The organism is Microtetraspora sp. AC03309, assembly GCF_020826795.1.
Lineage (GTDB): Bacteria > Actinomycetota > Actinomycetes > Streptosporangiales > Streptosporangiaceae > Microtetraspora > Microtetraspora glauca.
The window spans coordinates 16,912-39,658 of the sequence record NZ_JADDIL010000003.1; the positions used below are offsets into that span (position 1 = coordinate 16,912).

Consider the following 22,747-nt stretch of genomic DNA (forward strand, 5'->3'; position numbering starts at 1 on the left):
TGCTCACCGATCATTAGGAGCCGCGACGCTGTCAGCGGTCCGATGTATGACTCCGGCCTGCGCGATCAGGTCGCGGCCAGCGGTGCGCCGATCTGGATGTCGAAGTACGCCACCAGATCATCTCCCTCCACGGCGCCCCGGCGCGCGTCGATGATCACGACCGTTCCGGCCACGATGCCGGCGAAGCTGGTGCCGGATCGCCGGGACTGTTCGATGCGCTCCCTGACCGGACCGCGGACCGCCTCGGTAAGAAAGGTGAGGCCGTGCGGGAACTCCTCGCTGAGCGGGTGTCGTTGCCGCCCCGACTCGATCAGGCTGCCGATGCCGAACTGGGCCGAGACGATCTGGTCACCACGGAGGGCGACACGGAAATAGCCGTTCGACTGGGGGCGGTCGCAGCTCTGCTGGGGTGGATAGAAGCAGTCGTAACCACCAGCCAGAAGATCGTCAACAGCGGAGCTCATCGCGGTCGCGTAGTGCTCGGAGCCGAACGGCCAGCGCCGCACGGAGGTGTCCCGGGCGGTGGCGACCAGTCCGTTGTGCCCGTCGTAGCTGTAGTCCGCGTGTGTGTCCCGCCACCCCGTCCGGGGGATGTCGTCACTCCGCCGCGTCGTACGGGTCTCGAGATCCCGATCGAAGTCGTCGATCTCCTGCCGCACGCGATCACCGGCGTCGGGCCAGATCGCGGTCAGCGCCGATGCCGCGGCCGCGGCAACCTGATCGTCCTCATGGTTCGCCTGGGTGGGCGGGAACCACACCCAGGCGAGCCGGTCGTCGCGGTCGAGCAGGAACTGCGCCACCTGCGGATGGACCGAGTCCGCCTCGTCGCGGTGACCGATCCGGCACCACAGGGCACGGCCGTCCGCATTGGCTCGGACCTGCGCACAGAACCAACCGGCCTCCCTCAACGGCCGAGTGAGCGCCCCTGCCGTACCGTCGGTCGGGGCCGGTTCGGCCCGCGAGTTCTCACCCGCCGCGTCATGTTCGTAGACGCCGGCGGGCGGCAGCGACGGCGGCCCGTCCGATCGGGTGCAGCCCGTCAGCGCGAGCGGACCGAAGCACACGATCATAAGGACGATGACAAGCGCTCGACGGACCGGCCGATGTCGGCATGCGGGCGCGGAAAACAGGCGGGACACGGAGTTCATCGAAGCCGCGGCCCCCCAAGTCGGCAACTTCGGTCATCAAGCGCGGTGGCATCGGGGCAGTCGGCGGCCTCCGCTACGAGCCCCTGCCAGGCCCTCTCGAAACCGATACCGAGGTCACCTGCGGCCCCTCGGTGGACTGCTCAGCGAGCCGGCCGTCGAGCAGGACGCCCCCTGGCCGGCCTTGAGACCGGCGCGACCGATCATTTCGTTGGTGGCCGCCTCTGTGCCGGCGTGAGCCCGCCGCGATCCGGCAATCTCAGCATCTGCCCGAGCAGAGCGGCGGTTCTCTCCTCGGTTACCGATGGGTTGGCGGAGCGGGCGAGGTCGGCCACGATGTTCAGTGCCGCATGCGTTCGGAAGCGAGTCTCGGACGGCTCCTCCTCCGGACACACCTCGGCGACCAGGCCGACCCAGGTGTCGACGTGCCGCCGCTGCGCGGCTCGCAGTCGCCGGAGGTCGGCCGGGGGCAGGTTCTCGCTCTCCGAGAGGTAGACCGCGGCCAGGTCGGCCTGGTCGAATGTGATCTTGACGTAAGCGTCGATCAGTCGGCCCAGGGCCTGCACCGGTGTGCTCGCGTCGGCCAGCGTCGCGGCCACGGTGTGCTCCAGGCGGCTGGTGGCACGGTAATAGGCGGCGGCCAGCAACTCGGCCTTGCTCGCGAAATGCGTGTACACACTGGAGGCGTTGATCCCGGCGGCCTGGCCGATGTCGGAGATGCTCACCTGGTGGTAGCCGCGCTCGTGGAACAGCCGTATCGCCTCGGCCAGCAGCCGCTCGCGGCGGGGCAGCAGAGTGAACTGGTCGGGCCGATGACGCCACTGTCTCTGTCGCGGTGCCGCGGGCAGGTCAGCGGAGATCACGGCGGTGACACAGTCGAGGATCGTACGTTCGGCCTTGGTTCTGGACAGGCTCGCGCGGTGGGTGGAGGGGCTCGCGATCACACTCAGTGCCGCGGCCGTCAGGAGCGCGGCATCGTGTTTGGCCAGTTCGGGCCGGAGGTCCAGCAGTAACTCGCGGAGTGTGCGCACCGCGCCGTCGAACGACGCGGCGACCACCGCCCGTTGCTCGGCGGGGAGATAGCGGCCCTCCCACTGGTAGAGCCGCGCCATGGTGCGCCTGTCCAGGGTGTAGCGCACCAACGCCCGCAGAGCGGCGTGCAGGCGGTCGTGGGGAGCATCCATGTGAGCGCCGGAGCGGACGCACTCCACGAAGTGGGTGACCAGTTCCTGGACGGCCGCGGCGAGGACGGCCTGTTTGGTCGAGAAGTGCCGGTAGATCGCCGGGCCGGTGATACCGACTTCCTCGGCGATGTCCTCGATGCCGACATTGTGATAGCCGCGAGCACAGAACAGTTCCGCGGCGACGACAGCGATGGCCTCCTTGCGATCCTTCGACCGTCGGCGCTGGCTTGTTGGCATGAACCGAGTGTAGCGGCCGAACTGTGACGCCAGGATCGTGCCCACTCACATCATTAGATGATGCTGACCTGCGGAAACAGAAAAGAAAGTAAGTGGGGATTCGGATGCCTTGACGATAGAACGTTGTTCGGGTTCTGATGGATGCGCTCAGTGCCCGGCGAAGGGAGCGAAGGATGGTCACAGAGGAGGACGTGCGCGCCGCGGTGGGGGCGCACACGGTGCCAGGACTGCTGCGGCGCAATGCCGATGCGTACGGAGACCTGCCCGCCCTGACCGGAGCCGACGGGCGCACCTGGACCTGGCGGGAGCTGTACGACCAGGTGCTGTCCATGGCGAGTGGGCTACGGGCGCTGGGACTGCGACGCGGTGACCGGATGCTCATCGGCATGTCGAGCCGCCCGGAGCACTGGGTCGTCGACCTCGCCGCGGTCGAGCTGGGCGCGATCCCATGCACGACCTACGCGACATTGAGCCCCGAGCAGATCCGGCAGGTCGCCGTGCACAGCGCGGCGGCCGTGGTGGTGCTGGAAGGTCCCGCCGAGTTGGCCCGCTGGGCGCTCGCGCTGGCCGAGATGCCCGCGGTCAAGGTCGTCGTCATCGAGGACCCGGATGGCCGGCACACGCGCTACGCCGATCTGCTGGCGGCGGCGCATGAAACGCCGGTCGCGGAAGCCGGCCAGGACGACCCGGTAGCGATGATCTACACCTCGGGCACGACCGGCGATCCGAAGGGCGTGGTGCTGTCGCATCGCAACGTGCTCTACCAGTGCGCGCTCCAGGAACTGGTCCAGCCGGTTCCCGCGCATCCCAGATCAGTCGCCTACCTGCCGCTCGCGCACATCGCCGAGCGGGTGCTCGGCATCTATCTGCCGATCTACACGGCGGGACACGTGACGATCTGCACCGACCCCACCCAACTGCTCGCCACCTTGAGCAAGGTACGGCCGCAGGGGTTCTTCGGCGTGCCACGCATATGGGAGAAGTTCGCGGCCGGGATACAGCACATGCTGTCCGGCCTGGACGATGACCGCCGTGCCGCGGTCGGCCACGCGCGGGAGCTGGCCGCCGAGGCGTACCGGATCCATGCCACCGGGGACCCGCTGCCCGACGATCTCGCCACTGCGCTGGAGCGCGCGGACCAGACGGTGCTGCGCCCGATGCGGGAACGGATCGGACTCGCCGAAGCGGCCCGGCTGGGCAGCGGTGCCGCCCCCATCCCGGCCCAGGTGCTGGAGTTCTTCGGCAGCCTCGGCATGACGATCATGGAGGTCTGGGGCCTCAGCGAGACCACGGGCGCGGCCACCAGCACATTCCCCGACAACTACGAGGCCGGCACGGTCGGCCTGCCCATGTCCGGGATGGAGGTCCGGCTCGCCGCGGACGGCGAGATCCAGGTGCGCGGCCCCCTGGTGTTCCTGGGCTACCTCCAGCCGGATGGGCGGATCCAGGCGGATATGGACGCGGACGGCTGGCTGTCCACCGGCGACATCGGCCGGTTCGACGAGCGCGGGCTGCTGCAGATCATCGACCGCAAGAAGGAGATGATCATCACTTCGAGCGGCAAGAACATCGCGCCGAGCGCGGTCGAGTCACTGCTGCGGGCACACCCCTTGATCAGCTATGCGATGGTGGTGGGCGATCGCCGCCCCTACCTGACAGCGTTACTGGCGCTGGACGAGGAAGCCGCGCCCGCCTGGGCCGCGGCCCACGGCCTGGCCGCTGTGGACCTGAAGGAGCTGGCCGCGGAACCACGCCTGCATGAGGAACTGGCCGCCGCCGTCCAGCGGGCGAACGAGGCATTGTCGCGGCCGGAACAGGTGAAGGCGTTCCGCGTGCTCGACCACGCGTGGCGCCCGGACGGCGGAGAGCTCACCCCATCACTGAAGCTGCGGCGGCGCGTGATCCAGCAGCGCTACGCCGACGTGATCGAGAAGCTCTACACGGAAGGATCGTGACCTTGACCTTGACCGATGAGCGACGTGACTTCGTCGCCGCGATCGATGACTTCTGCAAACGCGAGGTCGGGACCCGCGAGCAGTGGCTCAAGCTGACCGACGGCGGCAGCTCACCGCACAACGCCGAGCTGTACCGGAAGATGGCCGAGCTTGGCTGGCTGGGAGTCGCGGTGCCGGAGGAGTACGGCGGCGCCGGTCAGAGCATGGTCGATCTGCTCCTGTTCCTGGAGACGACCGCCTACTGGCAGGTCCCGATCGGCGGGTTCGCCACGTCCGCGATCACCGCCGCCTCGTACGAGAAGTTCGGCAGCGAGGAGCAGAAACGGCGCGTGCTCGGCGATTTCCTGAGCGGCAAGGTGCTGGCGGTGTCGATGTCCGAGCCCGGCGCCGGTTCGGACGTCGGCGCGCTGACCTGCAAGGCCGAGCGGCGTGACGGCGGGTGGGTGATCAACGGCCAGAAGACCTGGTGCTCCAACGCGCACATCGCTGAACACATCCTGCTTGTCGCCCGCACCTCCACGGAAGACCGCAAGCACGACGGGCTCACCATGTTCTCCGTACCGGCCGGAATCGACGGCCTCACCGTGCGCGGCATCGACACGATGGGCGGCCGCGAGGTCAACGACCTTTACTTCACCGACTGCCTCCTGCCCGACGACGCGGTGGTCGGCCAGGTCGACCAGGCCTGGCGCCAGTTGATGGCGGGGCTGAACCTGGAGCGCATGATCATTGCCGGTCTGATGCTCGGCACCGCACGCAGGGTGTTCGACGACACGGTGTCCTACGTGCGGGAACGCCGGCAGTTCGGCCGTCCGGTCGGCAGCTTCCAGGCACTGCGGCACCGGCTCGCCGACCACGCGACGGAGTTGGAGTGCGCCCGGTTGCTGGTGCACGATGTGGCGCGGCGGATCGAGGCCGACCCGGAGCGGCAACTGCCGCGCGAGACGTCGATGGCCAAGCTGAAGGCCACGGAGTTCGCCAAGGCCATGGCGCTCGACGGCATGCAGATGATGGGCGGCTACGGCTACGCCACGGAGTACGGCATGGAACGCCTGCTGCGATCCACGGTGGTGTCCACGGTCTACGGCGGCACGAGCGAGATCCAGCGCGACATCATCGGAAAGGCCTACGGACTCTGACAGTGATGACGCGGATGAGCGCCTCCCGGTAGGGGTCCGACCCAGCGTATGGCTGACCTCGGGTCCTCAACGGGATCCGCCGGGCCTCAGCCGGGAGGCGCTCGTCCGCACTCACCGTGGCGGGGTGACCTCGTGACGCGCTCTCCGGCGGCATGATCGCCGACGATTCCGCCTGTACCGCGCGTGCGGCACTTCTGCGGCTTTCCTGCTTCATGACAAGGCGCCGGTTCGCCTCGACGGCGAACCGGCGTTTCCTGTCCCGCTACGCGGGAGAGTCCACCTCACATGTTCTCGGCACCGGCTTTGATGGCTTGGCGGATGCGGAAGTAGGTGCCGCAGCGGCAGATGTTGCGGATGCCGTCCAGGTCGGCGTCGGTGATTGCGCGGCCTTCGGCGGCGACACGGCGGACCAGCGCCACGGCGGCCATGATCTGGCCGGGTTGGCAGTAGCCGCACTGGGCGACGTCGTGGTCGAGCCATGCCTGCTGCATAGGGTGCAGGTCCTTACCGACCGTGGCCGGAAGCCCTTCGATGGTAGTGACCTCGTCTGTCGGCTGGAGATCCCCGACGGGGACCGCGCAGGGGTTGACCGCTTTGCTGTTGATGTGGCTGGTACACGCCTTGCAGACGTTGATGCCGCAGCCGTACTTGGGTCCGGTGATACCGAGAATGTCGCGCAGGACCCACAGCAGTCGCACGTCCCCGTCGACGTTGACGGTGACCTGCTCGCCGTTGACGCGAAACGTGTGCTCGGACACTCAGATCTCCTTGTTTCAGCGGACGTAGTTCAGGCCGTCGGTCGGGGATGGGGGAATGGGGGGAACAGTCGGTTTGGGGGTGAAGGAGAGCGTGCCGTGGTTGATCGGGAAACTGGTGGGCATCTTTCCGGTCGCGCGGCCGTACGCACAGGCGACCGCGGCCATCGACGCGGCGACGCCCAGCTCCCCGGCACCGCCGGGCTTCTCTGAGGTGCCGGGCATGATGATGATCTGGAGTTCGGGCGGAGTGTTCCACTGCCGGGTGTAGAAGTAGTTGTCCCAGCTCGCTTCGAGGAAGTATCCGTCGCGCAGGTGCAGACTGGAGGTCAAGGCCAGCGCGATGCCGTCCATGACGCAGCCCATCATCTGCGCTTCCAGACCCCGCGGGTTCACGACAAGGCCGACGTCCACCGCGAATACGACCTTGGTGACGCGTGGTCCGGCCACGCCGTCGCGGACGGGACGGTTGACGGTCTCGGGCCGGCAGTCGATCTCCACCAGCGCGGCGCTGACGGACTTGTACTCCGCGTGGAACGCGATGCCCTGCGCGGTGCCGGCCGGCATCGAGCGCCCCCAGCCGCCGGCCTCGGCCACCTTGGCCAGCACCGCGCGGGAGCGGTCATCGCGGAGAAAGTCACGCCGCAACCGACAGGGGTCCTTGCCCATCTTCGCGGCGAGCTGGTCGACGATGAGCTCCCGGGCGCAGGTGACGTCGGGCGAGTAGACGTTGCGCATGCTGCCGGTGTTGAAGCTCTTGTCCGTTTCGCTGAGCAACCGGCTGTTGCTACCGAAGTCGTACGACATCGTCTGGCTGAGCTGGAAGAACGTTTCGGAGAACCCGATGTCGCCCACCGGAAGCTTCGCGGCCATGGCGGTGATGATCTCGCCGAGCCCGTGGCCGAGGTCCGTGGAGACGCTGGTGTGCCGCTGACCGTAGCTCAGCACGGTGCCGCCGAGGTAGGAGACACGTACCCGCGAGGTGGCCATCGGGTGTGTGCGGCCCTGGCGGGAGTCGTCGGCGCGGTGCCACATGAGCTTGACCGGCTTGCCGGTCTTCTGGGACACCTCGGCGGCTTCCAGCGCGGCGTCGAAGAACAGCTTGCGCCCGAAGGAACCACCGCCCTCGACGACGTGCACGGTAACCTTGCCGACCGGCAGCCCCAGCTTGGCCGCGATGGTCTCCTGGGCGACGATCGGCGACTTCAACCCCGACCAGATCTCGGCGCGGTCCGCCCGCACGTCCGCGATCGCGCAGTTGGGCTCCAGCGCGCTGTTGCTCCGGAAGTAGAAGGTGAACTTGCCTTCGACGATCGGAGTCGGCGGCCTGAGCCCGAGCGGTAACTCCGCGGCTTCCAGTTCCCGGAGTACGGTCTCGTCGGACTTCCCTTCCGCGGTACCGGCCTTCCAGGAGACCTTCAGGGCGCGTACGGCGTCGATGCACTGGCCGAAGGTCTCGGCGCGCACCGCCACCCCGGTGGAAATCGTCACGACGTCGGTGACGCCCGGCATGGCACGGACCTCGTCGAGATTGGCCACCGAACCGACTTTGCCGTTGATGGTCGGCGGGCGACACACCATCGTCGGCTTCGCGCCCGGGACGTCGAGATCCATCGTGAACTTCTTGCGTCCGGTCACCGCGTCCAGCGCGTCGATCCGGTTGTGCGGCCTGCCGATGACGGTGAAGTTCTCGCGTGGGGTGAGCTCCACCGACACCTGCTGGGTCCGCATGCTCGCGGCCTTCTCGGCGAGCGCACCGATGTCGACGCTGCGGCCGGAGCGATCGCTGATCACTCCGGCCTTCAGCGTCAGGGCGGTGACCGCCGAACCGAGTTCGGCCGCCGCCGCCACCATCAGCCGGGAGCGGGCGACGGCGGCGGCGACCCGGATCGGGGTGAAGGTCGCGATGGTCGTGTTCGACCCACCGGTGAGCTGGTTGAACACCAGTTCCGGCCGGGCGTCGGCCAGCGTGACCCGCACCCGGTCCAGCGGAACGGACATCTCCTCGGCGATCAGCATGGCAGTCGAGGTGGTGATGCCCTGCCCCACCTCGACCCGCGGCAACGCGAACGACACCGTGCCGTCCCGGTTGACCTCGACCGTGATCAGGCCCGAGGTCGGCAGCGCCGCCAGGGTCATCATGTCGCTGAGGTCGAGTATGTCGGTGATTTCCGGCGAAGGCAGCTGGACGTCTGCCGACGCCGGCGTCGGGACGAGGTTGGCAGCGGCCACCAGGGTCGGAGCCGCTACCACGTACCCGAGGAACCGCCGCCGCCCAATGGCCTCGTCCGGTAGCCCGCCACCATTTGTTTCCGTCATCGCTCAGCTCGAGTTCGGACGGTTGATCGTGGGAATTTCGATCTTGGTCTCCTTGGCCTTGGTGAGATAGAACAGGATGTACTTCCGCAGGGCTTCGTCGATGACCCAGGCGATCTCGGGGACCAGCGGCAGCGGAATGAGACCCTCGCGGAACTTCACCAGAAGCGGCCAGGCGGTCCTGACCGCCGGGTCCCACACCGGCTCGCGCTCGATGCCGTCCCAGCCCGCGATCTGGTCGTCGACCAGGTACCTGGCGAGCGCGTTGCACAGGGACCGGCTGGCCTTGGTGCCGAGGCTGGTCTGCTCGGCGAGCTGATCCAGCAGGATGTCGGTCAGCTTCACACCCTCGGGCGTCGGTCCCATGTTCCGGGGCAGGATCTGGTCCGACTGAGCGTTGGCCGCGTCCCAGCTCGCGGGGATGTACTCGTCCCTGATGCCGAGCATGTGCGCGGTCACCTGCCACACATGCAGGTACGCCTCGGACTCGGCGGTCTTGATCGGGACATTCCACCCGCGCAGCTTGCGCATGGCGTAGGTCGGCAAGGTGTGCCAGGTGACCAGCATGTCTTCCTGGCTGATCGGAATCTCCTCGCCGGAGACCTGCCCCCAGTACGGGGACTGCGGCAGCAGGTGCCGTACCGCCGCGTGCACCAGCCGGGTCTTCACGGCCTGAACGACGCAGGTGCCGTCGGGCCGGTACGCGTTCAGGTCACCGACGGCGAATCCCAGGAGGCTGGTCTTGGCGACGCGGTCTTCCATGTCCGCGCCACCCTTGGAGTAGTAGACCGCGCGCGCCTCCTTGGGAATGGCGGTGCTCAGCATGCCGCCACCCACGCCGTTGAGCAGGTTGAGGTAGAACCCTCGGGACTTGTTGAACTGGGCCGCGATCTCCAGCTTGCCCTGGTCCGCCCACGAGGGCAGTTGGCGGGCTCGCTCCATGAAGTCCCGCAGGTCCGCCGGTAGCCCTGCGGGCAGGGGCTGGTCGTTACGGTTCCAGTCCCAGAGCAGACGGTTGACCTCGGGCACGGCGCCGCGATCGAGCAGCGAGGCGACCAGCGGGTCGGCCTCCTCGTCCCACACCCACCGCGGATCGACGCCTGCGCCGGCACCGGCGATCGAACCGGTCGGCGCCCAGGTCCAGGGCATCGCCCGAGCCGGGAACGCCACCCCCAATGCTCCGAGCGTCCCCAGGGCCCCGCCTGAAATCAGAATCTTGCGCCTACTCAACTCCGCCATGCTGGGCTCCTCGTGAGTTGCGGAAGCTGATGATACGTTGATACGCATCAGGTTTACTTGTATCTCGAAGGGTGCGGACCAAGCCGGAAACACCCGCAGAAACGGCTGTCGCTTCGCGGTTCCCGGCTGGACCTCGGTATCCCGGCCGGCTCCTCATCGATATCGAGGAACTGCCACAGCGCCGCGACCGAACAGCTCTGGTGCCTTGCGAGCTCGGCAGGGCGGAACGGAGATCCTGGGGCCCGGACTCCCCCACGTCTCGGACCCCGGAATTCACAGCGGTGCTCATCGCCTGGGCCGTGGGTCCGACCCAGGCGGTCCCGATCAGTAGTTGGGGTTGTTGGACAGCGGAATCTCGATGTTGATCTTTCGTGCTTCGGACAGGTAGACCAGCAGCACCTGGCGAAGGAGCTCCTCGAAGAGCCAGTAGGTGCTCTGCGTCCCGGGGAACACCTTGAGCAGTCCTTCACGGACGGCGATGAAGGGCCCCCAGAACGTGTTGAGGACCCCTCCCCAGAACGGCTCCTTGGGGATCTTCATCCAGTCGCCGATCTTGTCGCCGAGCAGGAAGCGCGTGAACGCGGCGAGAATGTCCTTGGTGATGAGGCTGCCATCGATGCCGGAGCCGAGGTTCAGGAGGATGTCGGCCAGCTTGATGCCCTCGGGCGTCGGGGCCAGCACCGGGTCCAGGACCTGCTTGGCCTGGGAGTTGGCCTCGCTCCACGACGAGGGGATGTACTCGTCCTTGATGCCGAGCATGTGCCCGGCCACCTGCCACGAGTGCAGGAATGCCTCGGACTCGTCGACGGGGAGCGGCACCTTCCACGCCTGCAGGGTCTTCATGACAGTCGTGGGCAGGCTGTGCCACGTGACCATCATGTCCGCCTGGCTGATCGGGATCTCCTCGTCGGCGGACTTCTGCCAGTACGGGGACTTCGGCAGCAGGTGACGGACGGCCGCATGGACCAGCCGGGTCTTGACGCAGGTCACGATCATTTCGCCATCGGCGTCGTAGGCGTTCGCGGTCCCGATGTCGTACCCGAGCTTGGCGGTCTTGGAGACGCGGTCCTTCATGTCCGCACCACCCTGCGAGTAGTAGACCGCTCGCGCCTCCTTGGGGATGGCCGTGCTGATCATGCCGCTGGCGAAGCCGTACAGCACGCCGAGGTAGAGACCCCGCTTGTTGTTGAACTGGACCGCGGTGGCGAGCTTGCCCCCGTCGACCCATGAGGGCATCTGGCGGGCTCGCTCCATGAAGTCCCGCAGGTCTGCAGGCAGTCCGGCCGGCAACGGCTGACCGTTCTTGGTCCAGGTCCGGAGTAGCGGATTGACCTTGGGCACGTCTCCCCGGTCGATCAGCGAGGCGACCAGCGGATCGGCCTCCTCGTCCCACACCCACCGCGGGTCGATGCCTGCCCCTGTGCCCGCCACCGACCCGCTGGCCGACCACGTCCACGGTGTACGCGCCTGTGCGGGCGTCGCGATGCCGAGCGCACCGAGCGCACCGAGCGCACCACCGGCCTTCAACATATTGCGCCTGCTGACTTCGCCCATGCTTTCGTTCCTCCTCGTTGTCGAGGCCGAGCGCGCGCGTTGATACGATGACACAGAGTGTGCTTCTGTGTATCATCGCAATGACAGCACACTGTTGCGCTCCTCACAAGACCCACAACATCTTGTTAGGCGAACCGGTCAGATGACTCACAGGAGATGATGCGTGGAATCCGCGCTGTCCGCTCTTATGGCGCCTTCGGACTCGGAGTCGTTGCTGGAGCGCGCATACCTCGACGCCGTCGAACGCGTCGACGACATGGACGAGACCCGTGCGCGCATACTCGATGCGGCGTATGAACAGTTCTGCCGGATGGGAATTCGACGGTCCACCGTGGAGGACGTGGCCCGACGGGCGGGGGTTTCACGGATCACGGTCTACCGGCGGTTCGCCACGAAGGACGTGCTGGTCGAACACGTGGTGCGTCGCGAGTTTCGCCGGTATTTCGATCAGTTTCTCATCGATATAGAACAAGCCGGCACCGCCGCCGACCGGGTGGTTCTGGGCTTTGTGAGCTCGTTGCGCGCGATCCGGAGCAACCCGCTGATCGGCGGTCTGATCGCCGCGGAACCGGACCTGCTCGTGCCCTCCATGATCAGTGACGGGGGCCGGACCCTCGCCACCGTACGGCAGTTCGTCGCGGGCCAGCTCCGCAGCGAGCAACGCGCGGGCAACGTGTCGAGCGACTTGGACACCGATCTCGTGGCCGAACTGATGGTTCGAGTCTCCACCTCCTTCCTCGCGACCCCCAGCCACATCATCGACCTCGACGACGACGAGCAGTTGGCCGCGGTCGCCCGGCAGTTCCTCGTGCCCATGCTGGAAGCAACCCGCTCGTCGGATTGACCGCCAAGGAAAGAGAAGTCCGCTTCAGCGACCCCGAAGTCGAACATCTGGCGATGATGTCAGGTGACGGCGCCAGGAGGTCAGCCCCTGCGAACCGCAGCACCGATGAGGAGTGATCGGTGTCATGCCAGAAGCAGACGGGGGGAATCTCATCTGGCATTTTGTCTCGCCTTAGGTCTTACGCCACCAGGGCCGCTCCCCCGAGCGCGTGCCCGACCGCCGCCTCGTTGAACGCCCGAATCGCCGCCGTCTCCGCCGTCTTCACCCAAGCCAGGCCGAGGATCGAGGGAGGCAACCCCGTGACGGGGACGAAGCTGACGTCCGGGCGCCCGTGGTGAGCCGCCGTGGGGGTGCAGAACAACATGCCGCCCCGGTTGAGCGCCACCTGGGTCAGACCCTCCTGGCTGGTGGCCACCGTACCGGCCAGGGGAATGGGCCGACCGGAAGGGGTTGCGGACGGTGCCACACGCTCGCGCCACACGCGCGGAGCCGGGCCGTCCAGGCCGATCAGGGACACGTCCGCCAGCTCCTCCGCTCCGATGCTCGTACGGGCGGCCAACGGGTGGCGCGAGGAGACGCCGAGCTGGTACGAGACCCGGTTCAGCCCTTCGCCCGTCGCCAGATCGGGCTCGTCCACCGGGAGCAGCGTGAACGCGATGTCCACCTGTCCGGCCCGCAACTTGCCGAAGGGATCGGAGAGCGGGATCTCCACCAGCTCCGCCTCGCACCCCGGGTACTGGCGCTCGAAGGTGCGCACGCTGCCGATGACGACGTCCGTGGGCGTGGCCAAAAAGCCGATCCTGATCACGCCTGTCACCTCGCGGGCGGCCGCCTTGGCCCGGCTGACCGCGTTCGCGAGGCCGTCATAGGAGAGGCGCAGGTCGGCCAGGAAACGTTCGCCCAAGGTCGTAAGGCGCACGCGCCTGCTGGTCCGGTGGAAGAGCCGGCCGCCGATCCTGGTCTCCAACGAGCGCATGAGCTGGCTCACCCGGCCAGGTGACAGGTAGAGGCGCTCGGCCGTACGCGCGAAGTGCAGCTCCTCGCTGAGCACAACGAAGCACTCCAGCTCCCTGAACTCCATCTCCGCCTCCGGCTGATCGTTTAGTCCACCTAAACCAAGCTTTCGATCTTCGCCATTGTTCCCGCTGGTAGCCGGCAGAAGGCTTGCCGGCATGACCATGACTGATGTTTCCGCCGCCACCCGGGCACGCTGGCTCGCCGTGTCCTCGGTCGCGGTAGGCACCTTCACCATCGTGACCAGCGAGATGCTGCCCGTCGGCCTGTTGACCTCGATCGCCGCCACCCTCGACGTCTCCGACGGGACGGCCGGGCTGATGATGTCGGTTCCCGGACTGGTCGCCGCCGTCTCCGCGCCCGTGCTGGCAATCACCACCCGACGGCTCGACCGGCGCGTCACGCTGCTGGGGCTGATGGCGCTGCTGGCGGTGGCCAACCTGACGGGCGCGCTCGCGCCGAACTACCCCGTCATGCTGGCCGCCCGGGTGCTGACCGGGGTGAGCATCGGCGGGTTCTGGGCCTTCGCGGCCGGCCTCGGGCTGCGGCTGGTGCCCGAAGGGTCCGTCGGGCGGGCCACGTCGATCATCTTGGCCGGAGTGTCGGTGGCGTCGGTACTGGGGGTGCCCGCGGCGACGTTCATCTCGTCGTTCGCGGGATGGCGGACCGCGTTCATCGCCATGGGGGTGCTGGCCCTGGCCATGCTCGCGCTGCTGGCCACCACCCTGCCGCCCCTACCCGGCGAACCCCGAGCCCGCGCGTCTGAGCCGTTGCCCCACGAGGCCCCGGCCCACGCCTCGGAAGGGCAGCTCACGTGGCTCTCCGGCCCGCTCAAGGTCGTCCTCGTCCTGACCGTCCTGATCGTGTCCGGGCACTTCGCGGCCTACACCTATGTCCGGCCGTTCCTGGAGCAGGTCTCGCACGCCGGTCCCGCCCTCGTCAGCACCGCCCTCCTCCTGTACGGCGCCGCGGGCGTGGCCGGTAATTTCGCGGCAGGCGCATGGGCGGCCAGGAACCCCAAGCCGGTCCTGGTCGCGCTGGCCGTGCTCATGGCACTCTCCACGGCCGCGCTGCCCCTGATCGGCCTGCCCCTGATCGTGCTCGTGGTGTGGGGCCTGGGCTACGGCGGTGTGGGGGTGACCCTGCAGCTCTGGATCATGCGGTCGGGTGGCGGTGAAATGGGCACGGCGCTCTTCGTCTGCGCCTTCAACGTCTCCATCGCGCTCGGCTCGTTCGCCGGCGGCCGGGTCGTGGACGGCGTGTCGATCTCCGCGGTCATGTGGGTGGGAGCGGCACTCGCTGCGGCCGGCGCGGCCGTCGCCGGCATCTCGGGCAGGAGTGGGACGACCGGTTCATGAAGAATCGCGCCTGATCGGGGTGCCGCCCCACTCCGCCGCAGGTCGTAAGCGTGATCTGGCCACTCCTCATGTCCCCCATGCCCGCGTTCGTCTCCCTCGGTACCGGCGACCGGCCCCGCGCTTGCTAGGTTTACGCGTCTACGCGAATTGATCAATAGGGAGACATGGACCGCAGCAGCCGACGTACCAAAGCGCTGTGGACCGCCGTCGCGCTGGGGACGGCGGCGCTGCTCGCGGCGGCCTGGGCGACGGTGAACCAGGCGTGGCCGTGGAGCAACGCGCTGCCGGACCGGTCGTGCTGGAACTCCATCGACCGATCACTGTTGTCGGACGCGGCACGGCGTGGCGACACGTCCTGGGAGGTCGCCGAGGGTGAGGACCGGTGGGGTGACGCGGAGTGCACCGTCACGACGGGCGACTGGCGGTTCAGCACCACCGTGATGAAGACGCCGCTCAAGGCACATCTGTGGTGGAGGCTCGGCATCGTCCCGCTGGGCCACGGCCTGCCAGGGATGATCAGGCCCAGCGGCGACCGCGTCGAGGGCTGGCTCTATCTGCCCCCATGCGGGAACGCACTGGTGAACGTCAACGTCCCCGGCACGGCGTCGGAGCGGCGCGGCGCCGCGGATTTCGCCGCGAAATCCCTGCTCACCGTCGGCAACGCGAAGATCGCCAGGTGCGGAGGCAAGCCGTTCCCCGATCCTGGCACCTTCGACTGGTCCGGAATGGAGTCCGTACGCCTCGCCCCGGGCGAATCACCCTGCGGTGTGGAGCTACCCGCGACCGTACGGAAGAAGAACGGTGATCTGGCACAGATCGGCGTCTTCGGCGAGGGCCCTGTCGCCCGGTGCGCAGCCCTCCGCGAAGGCGACGACGAGCACGACCTGGGTCTGTTCTCGGCTGTCGTCCTGTACGACGAGGCGATTCTGAACGCCCTCTCGCCGGACGGCGTTCGAACCACCGTGCGCGTATCTCCTGGCAAGCCCCTGGATCTGACGCGCGAGGACCTCCGCTACGACCGCGACGCCGCGACACGTCTAGTGTGCGGCGACGGTGGTGCCGCCAGGTTCGTGCATGTATTCGCCTCAGGTTCCGACGCCGAGTACGCGGCGATCAAACGCGCCGTTCTGAACAAGGTCGCGAACGACATGGGGTGCCACTGACGACAGCGGTGACAAGATCGCCGGCCGGTGACACTACAGCAGGGCGGAGCTGCACCGAGCACCCGCCGGTCAGAGACGCGCCGCCGGATCGGGACTCTACGAGCGACGGCTCTGTCTCTCTTTCTCAACCGGACAGACCCGTTGCCGAATCCCCGGTGCGCTCGTCCTCGGTGGGGAGGGAGAAGCGGTCCCGCCGGTCAGGCGGAACCAGGTCGAGGTATCCGGGATGCCGGGCGATGTAGTCGCGGACGAACGGGCAGTACGGCATGACCGACAGTCCGGCGGCCCGGGACGCGTCCAGCGCGCCCCGGACGAGTGCCGAGCCGAGGCCGCGCCCCTCGTACGCGGGATCGACCTCGGTGTGGATGAACGAGATCCTCGATCCGTGACGCCGGTACTCGGCGAAACCTGCGACCTTCCCGTCCACGGTGATCTCGAACCGCCTGGCCTCCGGGTTGTCGGCAACCCGTGGTTCGGTGTGCTCCATGTGTGTCTCGGCTCCTTCGGCGGGCGCCCGGATCGCCCCACGGCGACCCGGGTCGTACGGACGGACTCTCTGTTCTGCGGCGTGACGGTCAGGCGGCGATCGTGGCGTGCATCTCCCACACCAGGATCTCGGCGGGCTCGACGGCGGTGACCCGCTGCCCACCGGTCGCGGTGAACCGTACGGCGTCGCCGGGGCCGAGAGTGCCCGCGCCTTCGAGCGTGACCGTGCCGCGCGGCACGAACAGGTGCAGGAACGGAGCCTCGGGCAGCTCGACGCTCTGCTCCGGCCGCAGCCGGGCGGCGTAGAGCGCGGCGTACCGGTTCTTGATCCGGATGGCGGAGGCGCCATCGTGCTTGTCCATCCCGGACGCCACCGGAACCAGGCCGCCGGACAGCAGCTCGTTCTCGATTTCGAGTTGCTCGTAGCCGGGGGTGATGCCGGGCTCGTCGGGGACCACCCACATCTGGACGAAGTGCACCGGCTCGTCGTGGGCGGCGCCGCCCCGCAGCCGCCAGGAGTCGTTCTTCTCCGAGTGCAGGATGCCGGTGCCCGCGCTCATCCGCTGCGCCAGGCCGGGGTAGATCACGCCGGAGTGGCCGGTCGAGTCCTGGTGGACCAGAGAACCCTCCATGACCCAGGTGACGATCTCCATGTCCTGGTGCGGGTGAGTGTCGAAGCCGGTGCCCGGGAGCACCCGGTCGTCGTTGTTGACCAGCAGCGTGCCGTGGTGAGTGTTGCCGGGGTCGTAGTGACGGCTGAAGGAGAAGGAGTGCTTTGAATCAAGCCACGTGGTCGCCGTGGCGAACCGCTCGTCCGCGCGGCGGACGTCCACTCGCGGGGTCGGCGTGGTCCTGGTCATGGGATCCCCTTCCGGAGGTCTCGCCCGAAGCGCCGGAGGTGAGGTCCGGCTCTGTAGATGATCTGTCATCTACGTTCCGGCTCAACATACATGACGCATCATCTATTCCGCAAGCGCATGACGTGTCATCCATCCGGGGTACGCTGGACGGCATGGACGGTCCCTCCTCCCCACTCGCCCCCTCCGGTCGGGCAGACTCCGAAGCCGGCACTCCCTGGCTGGACGCGGACGAGCAGCGCGCCTGGCGGGCCTACGTGCGCATGCAGGGCCTGCTGGCGGCGCGGCTCAACCGCGAGCTCCAGCTCGAGTCGGGCCTGTCCCTCGCCGACTACGACGTGCTGGTCCAGCTCACCGACACCCCGGAGGCGCGGCTGCGCCCGTTCGAGCTGCAACACGAGCTGCAGTGGGAGCAGAGCCGCCTGTCACACCACCTGGCCCGGATGCGCCGCCGCGGCCTGGTCGAGCGCGAGGAGTGCTCCGAGGACGGGCGAGGCGCGTTCGTCGTGCTCACCGAGAAAGGGCGCCAGGCCATCACCGCCGCCGCGCCCGGCCATGTCGGCGTGGTACGGCGGTTCTTCTTCGACGGGCTGACCCGCGAGGAGGTCGCCATGCTCGAACGGCTCACCACTCGGATTCTCGATCGCCTCTCCGACGCGGACGCCGAAACCGAAGGCGACGTCGGCTGACAGTGATCTCGCGCGCGTATCGGTGAGGGACCCGGACAAGGACGTCGGGAACCGCTTGCGTCTTGCGTGACGATGACAGCCCGCGGGCGAGGAACGCATGCCGCGCGCACTCCGCTCACCGCCGCCCGGTGAAGGCCATGTGCCTGGCTCGCGGGATATCGTTCGCGCGGCCACACGGCGGGCTGGATCACGACCCTTGCGATGAACCAGCTCACCGCGGCTGTTATACGTAGATGAGAGGTTCGGTGGGAACCGTGCAGTTCGAGAAGGGAGCGGAGGTCCCACCCATGAGCGATGTCGAAGATTACGCCTATGGCGGTGCTGGCCTCCCCCTTCACCGCGGCTACCTACCTCGGCGGCGGAATGCGGCGGACAAGGACGTGGGCGACAGAACAGGTCCGGCGGTGGATGGGTGGGACATCTCCCACATCCTCCGTACAGGTCGAGAACGTCCCTGATGGGGCGATCCCGGCCGCGGCGAAAGGGGTCTCCTTCGTCGAGGTGCGGCCGGAAGGACTCGCTCCGATGACCCTCGCCTACGAGCGGCATGGGAGCGGAGAGCCGGTGGTCCTGCTGCACGGCCTCGGGTCACGCCGTCAGGCATGGGATCCGGTGGTGCCGTTGCTCGTGGCAGAACGTGAGGTGATCACGGTCGATCTGCCGGGCTTCGGGGAGTCTCCCGAGTCCCCTGCCTGCGTACCGCGTGATCTGCCCACCGTGGTGAGCGAGCTGGGCGCGGTGTTCACCGCGTTGGGGCTGGAGCGGCCGCACGTCGTGGGGCATTCGCTGGGAGGGCTGATCGCGCTGCGACTGGCCCAGGCTCACCTCGCCCGCAGTGTGATCGCCCTCGCTCCAGCCGGATTCTGGAACGAGGCCGAGCGACGGTATGCCTACGCCGTCCTGGCCGCGGCGCACCAGATGGCGCGCCTGCCGGATTCGATCGTGGTGCCGTTGTCGAAGACGCCCGTCGGGCGGGTCGCCCTGACCGGCACCCTCTACGGGCGTCCCGAACTCTGCCCTCCGGACGCCGTGGCCGCGTCGTTGCAGGCGATGCGCCAGGCGGCGGGGTTCGCCGCCACATTGCGGGCCGGGCGCGCCCCGGATCTGTTCCTCGGTGACATCCCCGGCGTTCCGGTGACCATCGCCTGGGGCAGTGGCGACCACATCCTTCCCATACGTCAGGCGGCGCGGGCAGCCGCGATGATCCCTGGCGCGCGGATGGTGCGGCTGCCCGGATGCGGGCACATCCCCATGAACGACACGCCCGAAGTCGTCGCCCGGATCATCCTCCAAGGGACGACCGTGCCCCCGGACCCCACATGGCCGCGGTACACGAGCCCGGCTTCGTACACGCTGAAGCGGCAACGTCCACCCGGCGACCCCGACGAGACCCCGCAAGCGGTGTGACCCGGCGCCTCACCGTCGTCTGGGGCTACGGCCTGCGCACACCTCGTGCCGAAACGCCCGTCTCCTACATTTCCATCGGCCTGTTCATAATCGGCATGGTCGGAGTGATCTCCTCGCGGCGATCGCGAGTTGCGGCTACGCGGCAGAGCCCAGCCTCGTGAGCTCCTTTCCGCCGAAGACGCCTTCCTTCCGCAGGGGCCGATCGGTGGGTCAGACCTGCTTGAGGAACCCACCGTCGACGGCGAAGTCCGCGCCGGTCGTGCTGGCCGAGCGAGGTGAGGCGAGCAAGGCGACCACATCGGCGATCTCCTGGGGCTCGACCAGACGGCCGGTCGACAGCTTCATCATTTCGGGTGCCACCTGGTTGATGACGCTGTCGCGGTCGGTTCCGGCCTGGGCGGCGATGATGTCGGCCGCGCCGCCGCTCTCCGTCCACCATGCCGTACGCACGGGACCTGGGGAGATGGTGTTCACCCGGATGCCCTGGGGTGCGAACTCCTCCGAGAGGGCCTTGGTCAGATTGTTGAGGCCCGCCTTGGCGGCGTTGTAGTCGACGTTCATGGGAGCGGGCAGGCGGGCGCTGCCCGAGGAAACGTTGACGATCGAACCTCCGCCACGGGCGAGCATCGGTGTGATGGCTGCCCGGACGGTGCGCACGATCGAGAACAGGTTGAACTCGAACATCACCCGCCAGTCTTCGTCAGTAGGAGTCAGGAACGAGAAGCGCGGCAGGGCCACGCCGGGCGGCGGTCCACCGGCGTTGTTCACCAGGATGTCGAGCCCACCGAACTCGGACACGGCCCTCGCCACGATCTCCCCGGGGGCCTCGGGGTCCATCAGGTCGGCCGGGACATGGCGCAGATCGCCACTGAGCGCCTCCAACTCGGGGGTGCTTTTCCGCGAGGCGGCCACGACGCGGACGCCCTCGCTCAGGAGGGTGCGGGTGACGGCCAGGCCGATGCCCTTGGAGGCGCCGGTGACAACGGCGACCCGGCCGGAAAGCTGGAGATCCATACTGTTTTCCCTCGTGTAATCGCCATCCGGAAAAGTGGATGGGCTCTTCGCGGAATACGTTAGGAGCGATCACCTGACGAGGGATGGCGTGATTCGGACCAGCAATCGCAGCGGAAATCGGACGCGGCATCCGTATATCCGCGCATGATTTACGAGCTCTTCGATCTCGACGGGGATCGCAGAACCGAATTACGAGGAACAGCCAGAACAGGACCGCCGGAACGTGAAACCTGACAGGTCAGCTAACGGGGGAACTCGGCTCTGACGCCCAGCAACCGCACCGGCCTCCGTCCGTCGAACCGATCGAGGGCGGCGAGGGCGGCCCGCTCGATCGCCGCCACATCAGTGGTCGGCGCCGCCAGGGGATAGCCGTGGGTGTGAGTCACGAAAGGCGCGTAGCGCACCTTGACCACGATCCGAGTGGCGGGCCGCCGCTCGGCGGCCACGTCGTCCGCTACGCGCCGGGCCAGCCGTACGACCTCGCGCCGTACCTCGTCCCAGTCGTCGAGATCGTGCTGGAAGGTGGTCTCACGGCCGCGTGAGCGCGGAACGTACGGCGTGTCGACCACCCGCGACTCGTCCCGGCCGAGCGCGAGCCGTACCAGCCACGGCCCGATCGTGGGACCGAACCGTTCAGCGAGAGCGTGCGGGTCGGTGGTCGCGAGTTCGGAGACGGTGCCGATGCCCATCGCGGCGAGCCGCTTGGCGGTCTTGGCCCCCACACCCCACAGCGCATCGGTCGGCCGGTCGCCGAGCACCTCGAACCATGTCTCGTCGGTCAGCCGGAAGACTCCGGCGGGCTTGCCGAAGCCGGTCGCCAGCTTGGCCTGCAGCTTGTTCCGCCCGATGCCGACGGTGCACTCGAGGTCGGTGGACTCGCGTACGCGCCGCCGGATCAGACGCGCCGTCTCCTCGGGATCGCCGTCGACCGCGAGGAACGCCTCATCCCAGCCGACCACTTCGACCACGGCGTCGAGTTCCTTCAACGTCGCCATCACGTCGGACGACGCCGCTTCGTACGCCTCCCGGTCGACCGGGAGGAACACCGCGTCCGGACATCGCCGCGCCGCCGTACGGAGCGGGAGGCCGGAGTGCACGCCGTACGGGCGTGCCTCGTACGAGGCCGTGCTGACCACGCCGCGCTTGGTCGGATCGCCGTCCCCGCCGACGACCACCGGGCGCCCGCGCAGTTCCGGACGGCGCAGCAGCTCGACGGCGGCGATGAACTGGTCGAGGTCGACGTGCAGCACCCAACGGCTCACATCTCATTGTGCGCACCGTCCCACCCCGAGCAGGAGCCGGGTGACCGACCGAAGCCCGTACGAGATCGCCGGAGTCCTGGTCGCGTACGGCCGGCGGGGACGAGCGCCCGCCGACCGGCCGTGCCGGCGGGCGCTCGTCCTCAGTCCGCGACCCGCTCCACGGGGATCCACAGCTCGGCGTCCGCCTCCGTCCCGTCCTGCGACAGCCGCGTGCGGGAGATCTCGGGCCCCGGCCTGCTCCGGTACGGGTTGGAGGGGAACCACTGCGTGAACACGTCCCGCCACAGGTACTGGAGTGTCTGCGGGAACGCGCCCGAACTCTCGAACACCGCCCAGGTCCCCGCCGGGACGGTGAGGGTCTCCATGTCCTCGGGCGCGACGGCGCTGGTCACCACGCCGTGGTAGTAGTCCAGTTCGGTGCCCTCCTCACGGCCGTCGGCGACGTGGTCGGCCACGTTGACGACTCCCTGCGGCTCCTGGTCGGAGAGTCGCTCCATCTGCCGCACGGTCTCCTGGTCGATGCTCCGTATGAACGCGACGATCGCCGGGTTCATCCCCTCGTGGACGAGCGGAACGCGTGCCTTCTTGCCCACCAGGCGGAACTCTTCCTTCTCCACGATCCGGTACCGCATGCTGCTGCTCCCTTCGATGATGAGGCGGAAGGACATCCGGGGCTGGGAGTACAGAGCCGCACCGGTCCGCCGGGCCTCGCCCGGGCCGACGCCGTGCACGGCGCGGAACGCGCGTGCGAACGCCTCAGCCGAGCCGTAGCCGTACCGCACCGCGATATCGAGCAGCGTCTCCTCGCCGGCGAGCACCTGCGCGCCCGCGACGGTGAGCCGCCTGCGGCGGATGTACTCCGACAGCGGGATGCCCGCCAGCGCGGAGAACAGCCGCCGGAAGTGGTACTCCGACGTGAAGGCCAACCGCGCCAACTCGGCCACCTCGATCCGCTGATCGAGATGGCGCTCGATGTGCTCCATGGCCTGGTTCAGCCGCTCCAGCATCCCCGGCCCTCCTTCCTCTTACGATCACCAACGCTAGGCAGGAACGCCCCGCCGGACCCGACATCCTGTGCCCGGCACGATCGGGTACGGCACGCCCATGCTCTTGTGATCAGCGATGCGGC

At 68.2% G+C, this 22,747-nt stretch carries 19 protein-coding genes; 7 read left to right on the top strand and 12 right to left on the bottom strand.

Features of this window, described 5'->3' with window-relative positions; all coding sequences use genetic code 11:
- Positions 1-65: 65 nt before the first annotated feature.
- Together IMZ11_RS01950 and IMZ11_RS01955 are read right to left on the bottom strand one after the other, a co-directional pair.
- Complete coding sequence (locus IMZ11_RS01950) at positions 66-1,070, bottom strand: hypothetical protein (protein WP_228637160.1); 1,005 nt, start codon at positions 1,068-1,070, stop codon at positions 66-68.
- 278 nt (positions 1,071-1,348) lie between these two features.
- Entirely contained in the window at positions 1,349-2,566 is a 1,218-nt protein-coding gene (locus IMZ11_RS01955; protein ID WP_228637163.1) for a TetR/AcrR family transcriptional regulator, read from the bottom strand.
- Positions 2,567-2,739: 173 nt separating this feature from the next.
- On the opposite strand from IMZ11_RS01955, the gene IMZ11_RS01960 reads away from it, so the two are divergent.
- Both IMZ11_RS01960 and IMZ11_RS01965 read left to right on the top strand, forming a co-directional pair.
- Positions 2,740-4,521, top strand: coding sequence for a long-chain fatty acid--CoA ligase (locus IMZ11_RS01960; protein ID WP_228637164.1), 1,782 nt, complete (start codon positions 2,740-2,742; stop codon positions 4,519-4,521).
- Positions 4,518-5,660 carry an acyl-CoA dehydrogenase family protein gene (locus IMZ11_RS01965; protein WP_228637166.1) on the top strand — a complete coding sequence of 381 codons (1,143 nt, stop codon included), beginning with the start codon at positions 4,518-4,520 and terminating at the stop codon, positions 5,658-5,660. Before IMZ11_RS01960 ends, IMZ11_RS01965 begins: the two co-directional genes overlap by 4 nt.
- Before the next feature lie 281 nt (positions 5,661-5,941).
- Here the strand turns inward: IMZ11_RS01965 and IMZ11_RS01970 are convergent, their stop codons facing one another.
- The 4 genes from IMZ11_RS01970 to IMZ11_RS01985 form a co-directional block, all read right to left on the bottom strand.
- Positions 5,942-6,418, bottom strand: a complete 477-nt coding sequence (locus IMZ11_RS01970) for a (2Fe-2S)-binding protein (RefSeq protein ID WP_228637167.1) — start codon at positions 6,416-6,418, stop codon at positions 5,942-5,944.
- Between the two features lie 15 nt (positions 6,419-6,433).
- On the bottom strand, positions 6,434-8,734 hold the full coding sequence (locus tag IMZ11_RS01975) for a molybdopterin cofactor-binding domain-containing protein (protein ID WP_228637168.1): 2,301 nt from the start codon (positions 8,732-8,734) through the stop codon (positions 6,434-6,436).
- 3 nt (positions 8,735-8,737) lie between these two features.
- Positions 8,738-9,970: an oxygenase MpaB family protein gene (locus IMZ11_RS01980; protein WP_228637169.1), complete on the bottom strand. Its 1,233-nt coding sequence runs from the start codon at positions 9,968-9,970 to the stop codon at positions 8,738-8,740.
- Positions 9,971-10,294: 324 nt separating this feature from the next.
- Entirely contained in the window at positions 10,295-11,524 is a 1,230-nt protein-coding gene (locus IMZ11_RS01985; protein ID WP_228637170.1) for an oxygenase MpaB family protein, read from the bottom strand.
- 187 nt (positions 11,525-11,711) lie between these two features.
- Between IMZ11_RS01985 and IMZ11_RS01990 the strand changes: the two genes are divergently transcribed.
- Positions 11,712-12,368: a TetR/AcrR family transcriptional regulator gene (locus tag IMZ11_RS01990; protein ID WP_228637373.1), complete on the top strand. Its 657-nt coding sequence runs from the start codon at positions 11,712-11,714 to the stop codon at positions 12,366-12,368.
- Between the two features lie 178 nt (positions 12,369-12,546).
- On the opposite strand, the gene IMZ11_RS01995 is transcribed toward IMZ11_RS01990, so the two are convergent.
- Positions 12,547-13,449, bottom strand: a complete 903-nt coding sequence (locus IMZ11_RS01995; protein WP_228637171.1) for a LysR family transcriptional regulator — start codon at positions 13,447-13,449, stop codon at positions 12,547-12,549.
- Positions 13,450-13,540: 91 nt separating this feature from the next.
- Here IMZ11_RS01995 and IMZ11_RS02000 point away from each other — a divergent pair, with 91 nt between their 5' ends.
- Both IMZ11_RS02000 and IMZ11_RS02005 read left to right on the top strand, forming a co-directional pair.
- Positions 13,541-14,740, top strand: coding sequence for an MFS transporter (locus tag IMZ11_RS02000; RefSeq protein ID WP_228637172.1), 1,200 nt, complete (start codon positions 13,541-13,543; stop codon positions 14,738-14,740).
- Positions 14,741-14,904: 164 nt separating this feature from the next.
- Entirely contained in the window at positions 14,905-15,903 is a 999-nt protein-coding gene (locus tag IMZ11_RS02005; protein WP_228637173.1) for a hypothetical protein, read from the top strand.
- A gap of 124 nt (positions 15,904-16,027) precedes the next feature.
- Here IMZ11_RS02005 and IMZ11_RS02010 read toward each other — a convergent pair whose 3' ends face one another.
- Positions 16,028-16,390, bottom strand: coding sequence for a GNAT family N-acetyltransferase (locus IMZ11_RS02010; protein ID WP_228637174.1), 363 nt, complete (start codon positions 16,388-16,390; stop codon positions 16,028-16,030).
- A gap of 88 nt (positions 16,391-16,478) precedes the next feature.
- The gene (locus tag IMZ11_RS02015) at positions 16,479-17,249 is read right to left on the bottom strand and encodes a pirin-like bicupin family protein (RefSeq protein ID WP_061253086.1); all 771 of its coding nucleotides are present in this window, start codon (positions 17,247-17,249) and stop codon (positions 16,479-16,481) included.
- A 152-nt stretch (positions 17,250-17,401) separates the two neighbouring features.
- On the opposite strand from IMZ11_RS02015, the gene IMZ11_RS02020 reads away from it, so the two are divergent.
- Positions 17,402-17,935, top strand: coding sequence for a MarR family winged helix-turn-helix transcriptional regulator (locus IMZ11_RS02020; protein ID WP_228637175.1), 534 nt, complete (start codon positions 17,402-17,404; stop codon positions 17,933-17,935).
- 312 nt (positions 17,936-18,247) lie between these two features.
- The gene (locus tag IMZ11_RS02025) at positions 18,248-19,342 is read left to right on the top strand and encodes an alpha/beta fold hydrolase (protein WP_228637176.1); all 1,095 of its coding nucleotides are present in this window, start codon (positions 18,248-18,250) and stop codon (positions 19,340-19,342) included.
- Between the two features lie 210 nt (positions 19,343-19,552).
- On the opposite strand, the gene IMZ11_RS02030 is transcribed toward IMZ11_RS02025, so the two are convergent.
- From IMZ11_RS02030 to IMZ11_RS02040, 3 genes are all read right to left on the bottom strand, one after another.
- Positions 19,553-20,356 (bottom strand): SDR family NAD(P)-dependent oxidoreductase, encoded by an 804-nt coding sequence (locus IMZ11_RS02030; protein ID WP_228637177.1) that lies wholly within the window; start codon positions 20,354-20,356, stop codon positions 19,553-19,555.
- Positions 20,357-20,598: 242 nt separating this feature from the next.
- Entirely contained in the window at positions 20,599-21,618 is a 1,020-nt protein-coding gene (locus IMZ11_RS02035) for a DNA polymerase IV (RefSeq protein ID WP_228637178.1), read from the bottom strand.
- Positions 21,619-21,758: 140 nt separating this feature from the next.
- A complete protein-coding gene (locus IMZ11_RS02040) occupies positions 21,759-22,625 on the bottom strand; it encodes an AraC family transcriptional regulator (RefSeq protein WP_228637179.1) in 867 nt (288 codons plus the stop codon).
- Between the last annotated feature and the right edge of the window lie 122 nt (positions 22,626-22,747).

Excerpts from the sequence above, each read along its gene's own strand:
- IMZ11_RS01950 (WP_228637160.1), bottom strand. The coding sequence starts at position 1,070 with ATGATCGTGTGCTTCGGTCCGCTCGCGCTGACGGGCTGCACCCGATCG.
- IMZ11_RS01955 (WP_228637163.1), bottom strand. The coding sequence starts at position 2,566 with ATGCCAACAAGCCAGCGCCGACGGTCGAAGGATCGCAAGGAGGCCATC.
- IMZ11_RS01960 (WP_228637164.1), top strand. The coding sequence starts at position 2,740 with ATGGTCACAGAGGAGGACGTGCGCGCCGCGGTGGGGGCGCACACGGTG.
- IMZ11_RS01975 (WP_228637168.1), bottom strand. The coding sequence starts at position 8,734 with ATGACGGAAACAAATGGTGGCGGGCTACCGGACGAGGCCATTGGGCGG.
- IMZ11_RS01980 (WP_228637169.1), bottom strand. The coding sequence starts at position 9,970 with ATGGCGGAGTTGAGTAGGCGCAAGATTCTGATTTCAGGCGGGGCCCTG.
- IMZ11_RS01985 (WP_228637170.1), bottom strand. The coding sequence starts at position 11,524 with ATGGGCGAAGTCAGCAGGCGCAATATGTTGAAGGCCGGTGGTGCGCTC.
- IMZ11_RS01990 (WP_228637373.1), top strand. The coding sequence starts at position 11,712 with ATGGCGCCTTCGGACTCGGAGTCGTTGCTGGAGCGCGCATACCTCGAC.
- IMZ11_RS01995 (WP_228637171.1), bottom strand. The coding sequence starts at position 13,449 with ATGGAGTTCAGGGAGCTGGAGTGCTTCGTTGTGCTCAGCGAGGAGCTG.
- IMZ11_RS02000 (WP_228637172.1), top strand. The coding sequence starts at position 13,541 with ATGACCATGACTGATGTTTCCGCCGCCACCCGGGCACGCTGGCTCGCC.
- IMZ11_RS02005 (WP_228637173.1), top strand. The coding sequence starts at position 14,905 with ATGGACCGCAGCAGCCGACGTACCAAAGCGCTGTGGACCGCCGTCGCG.
- IMZ11_RS02010 (WP_228637174.1), bottom strand. The coding sequence starts at position 16,390 with ATGGAGCACACCGAACCACGGGTTGCCGACAACCCGGAGGCCAGGCGG.
- IMZ11_RS02015 (WP_061253086.1), bottom strand. The coding sequence starts at position 17,249 with ATGACCAGGACCACGCCGACCCCGCGAGTGGACGTCCGCCGCGCGGAC.
- IMZ11_RS02020 (WP_228637175.1), top strand. The coding sequence starts at position 17,402 with ATGGACGGTCCCTCCTCCCCACTCGCCCCCTCCGGTCGGGCAGACTCC.
- IMZ11_RS02025 (WP_228637176.1), top strand. The coding sequence starts at position 18,248 with ATGGCGGTGCTGGCCTCCCCCTTCACCGCGGCTACCTACCTCGGCGGC.
- IMZ11_RS02030 (WP_228637177.1), bottom strand. The coding sequence starts at position 20,356 with ATGGATCTCCAGCTTTCCGGCCGGGTCGCCGTTGTCACCGGCGCCTCC.
- IMZ11_RS02040 (WP_228637179.1), bottom strand. The coding sequence starts at position 22,625 with ATGCTGGAGCGGCTGAACCAGGCCATGGAGCACATCGAGCGCCATCTC.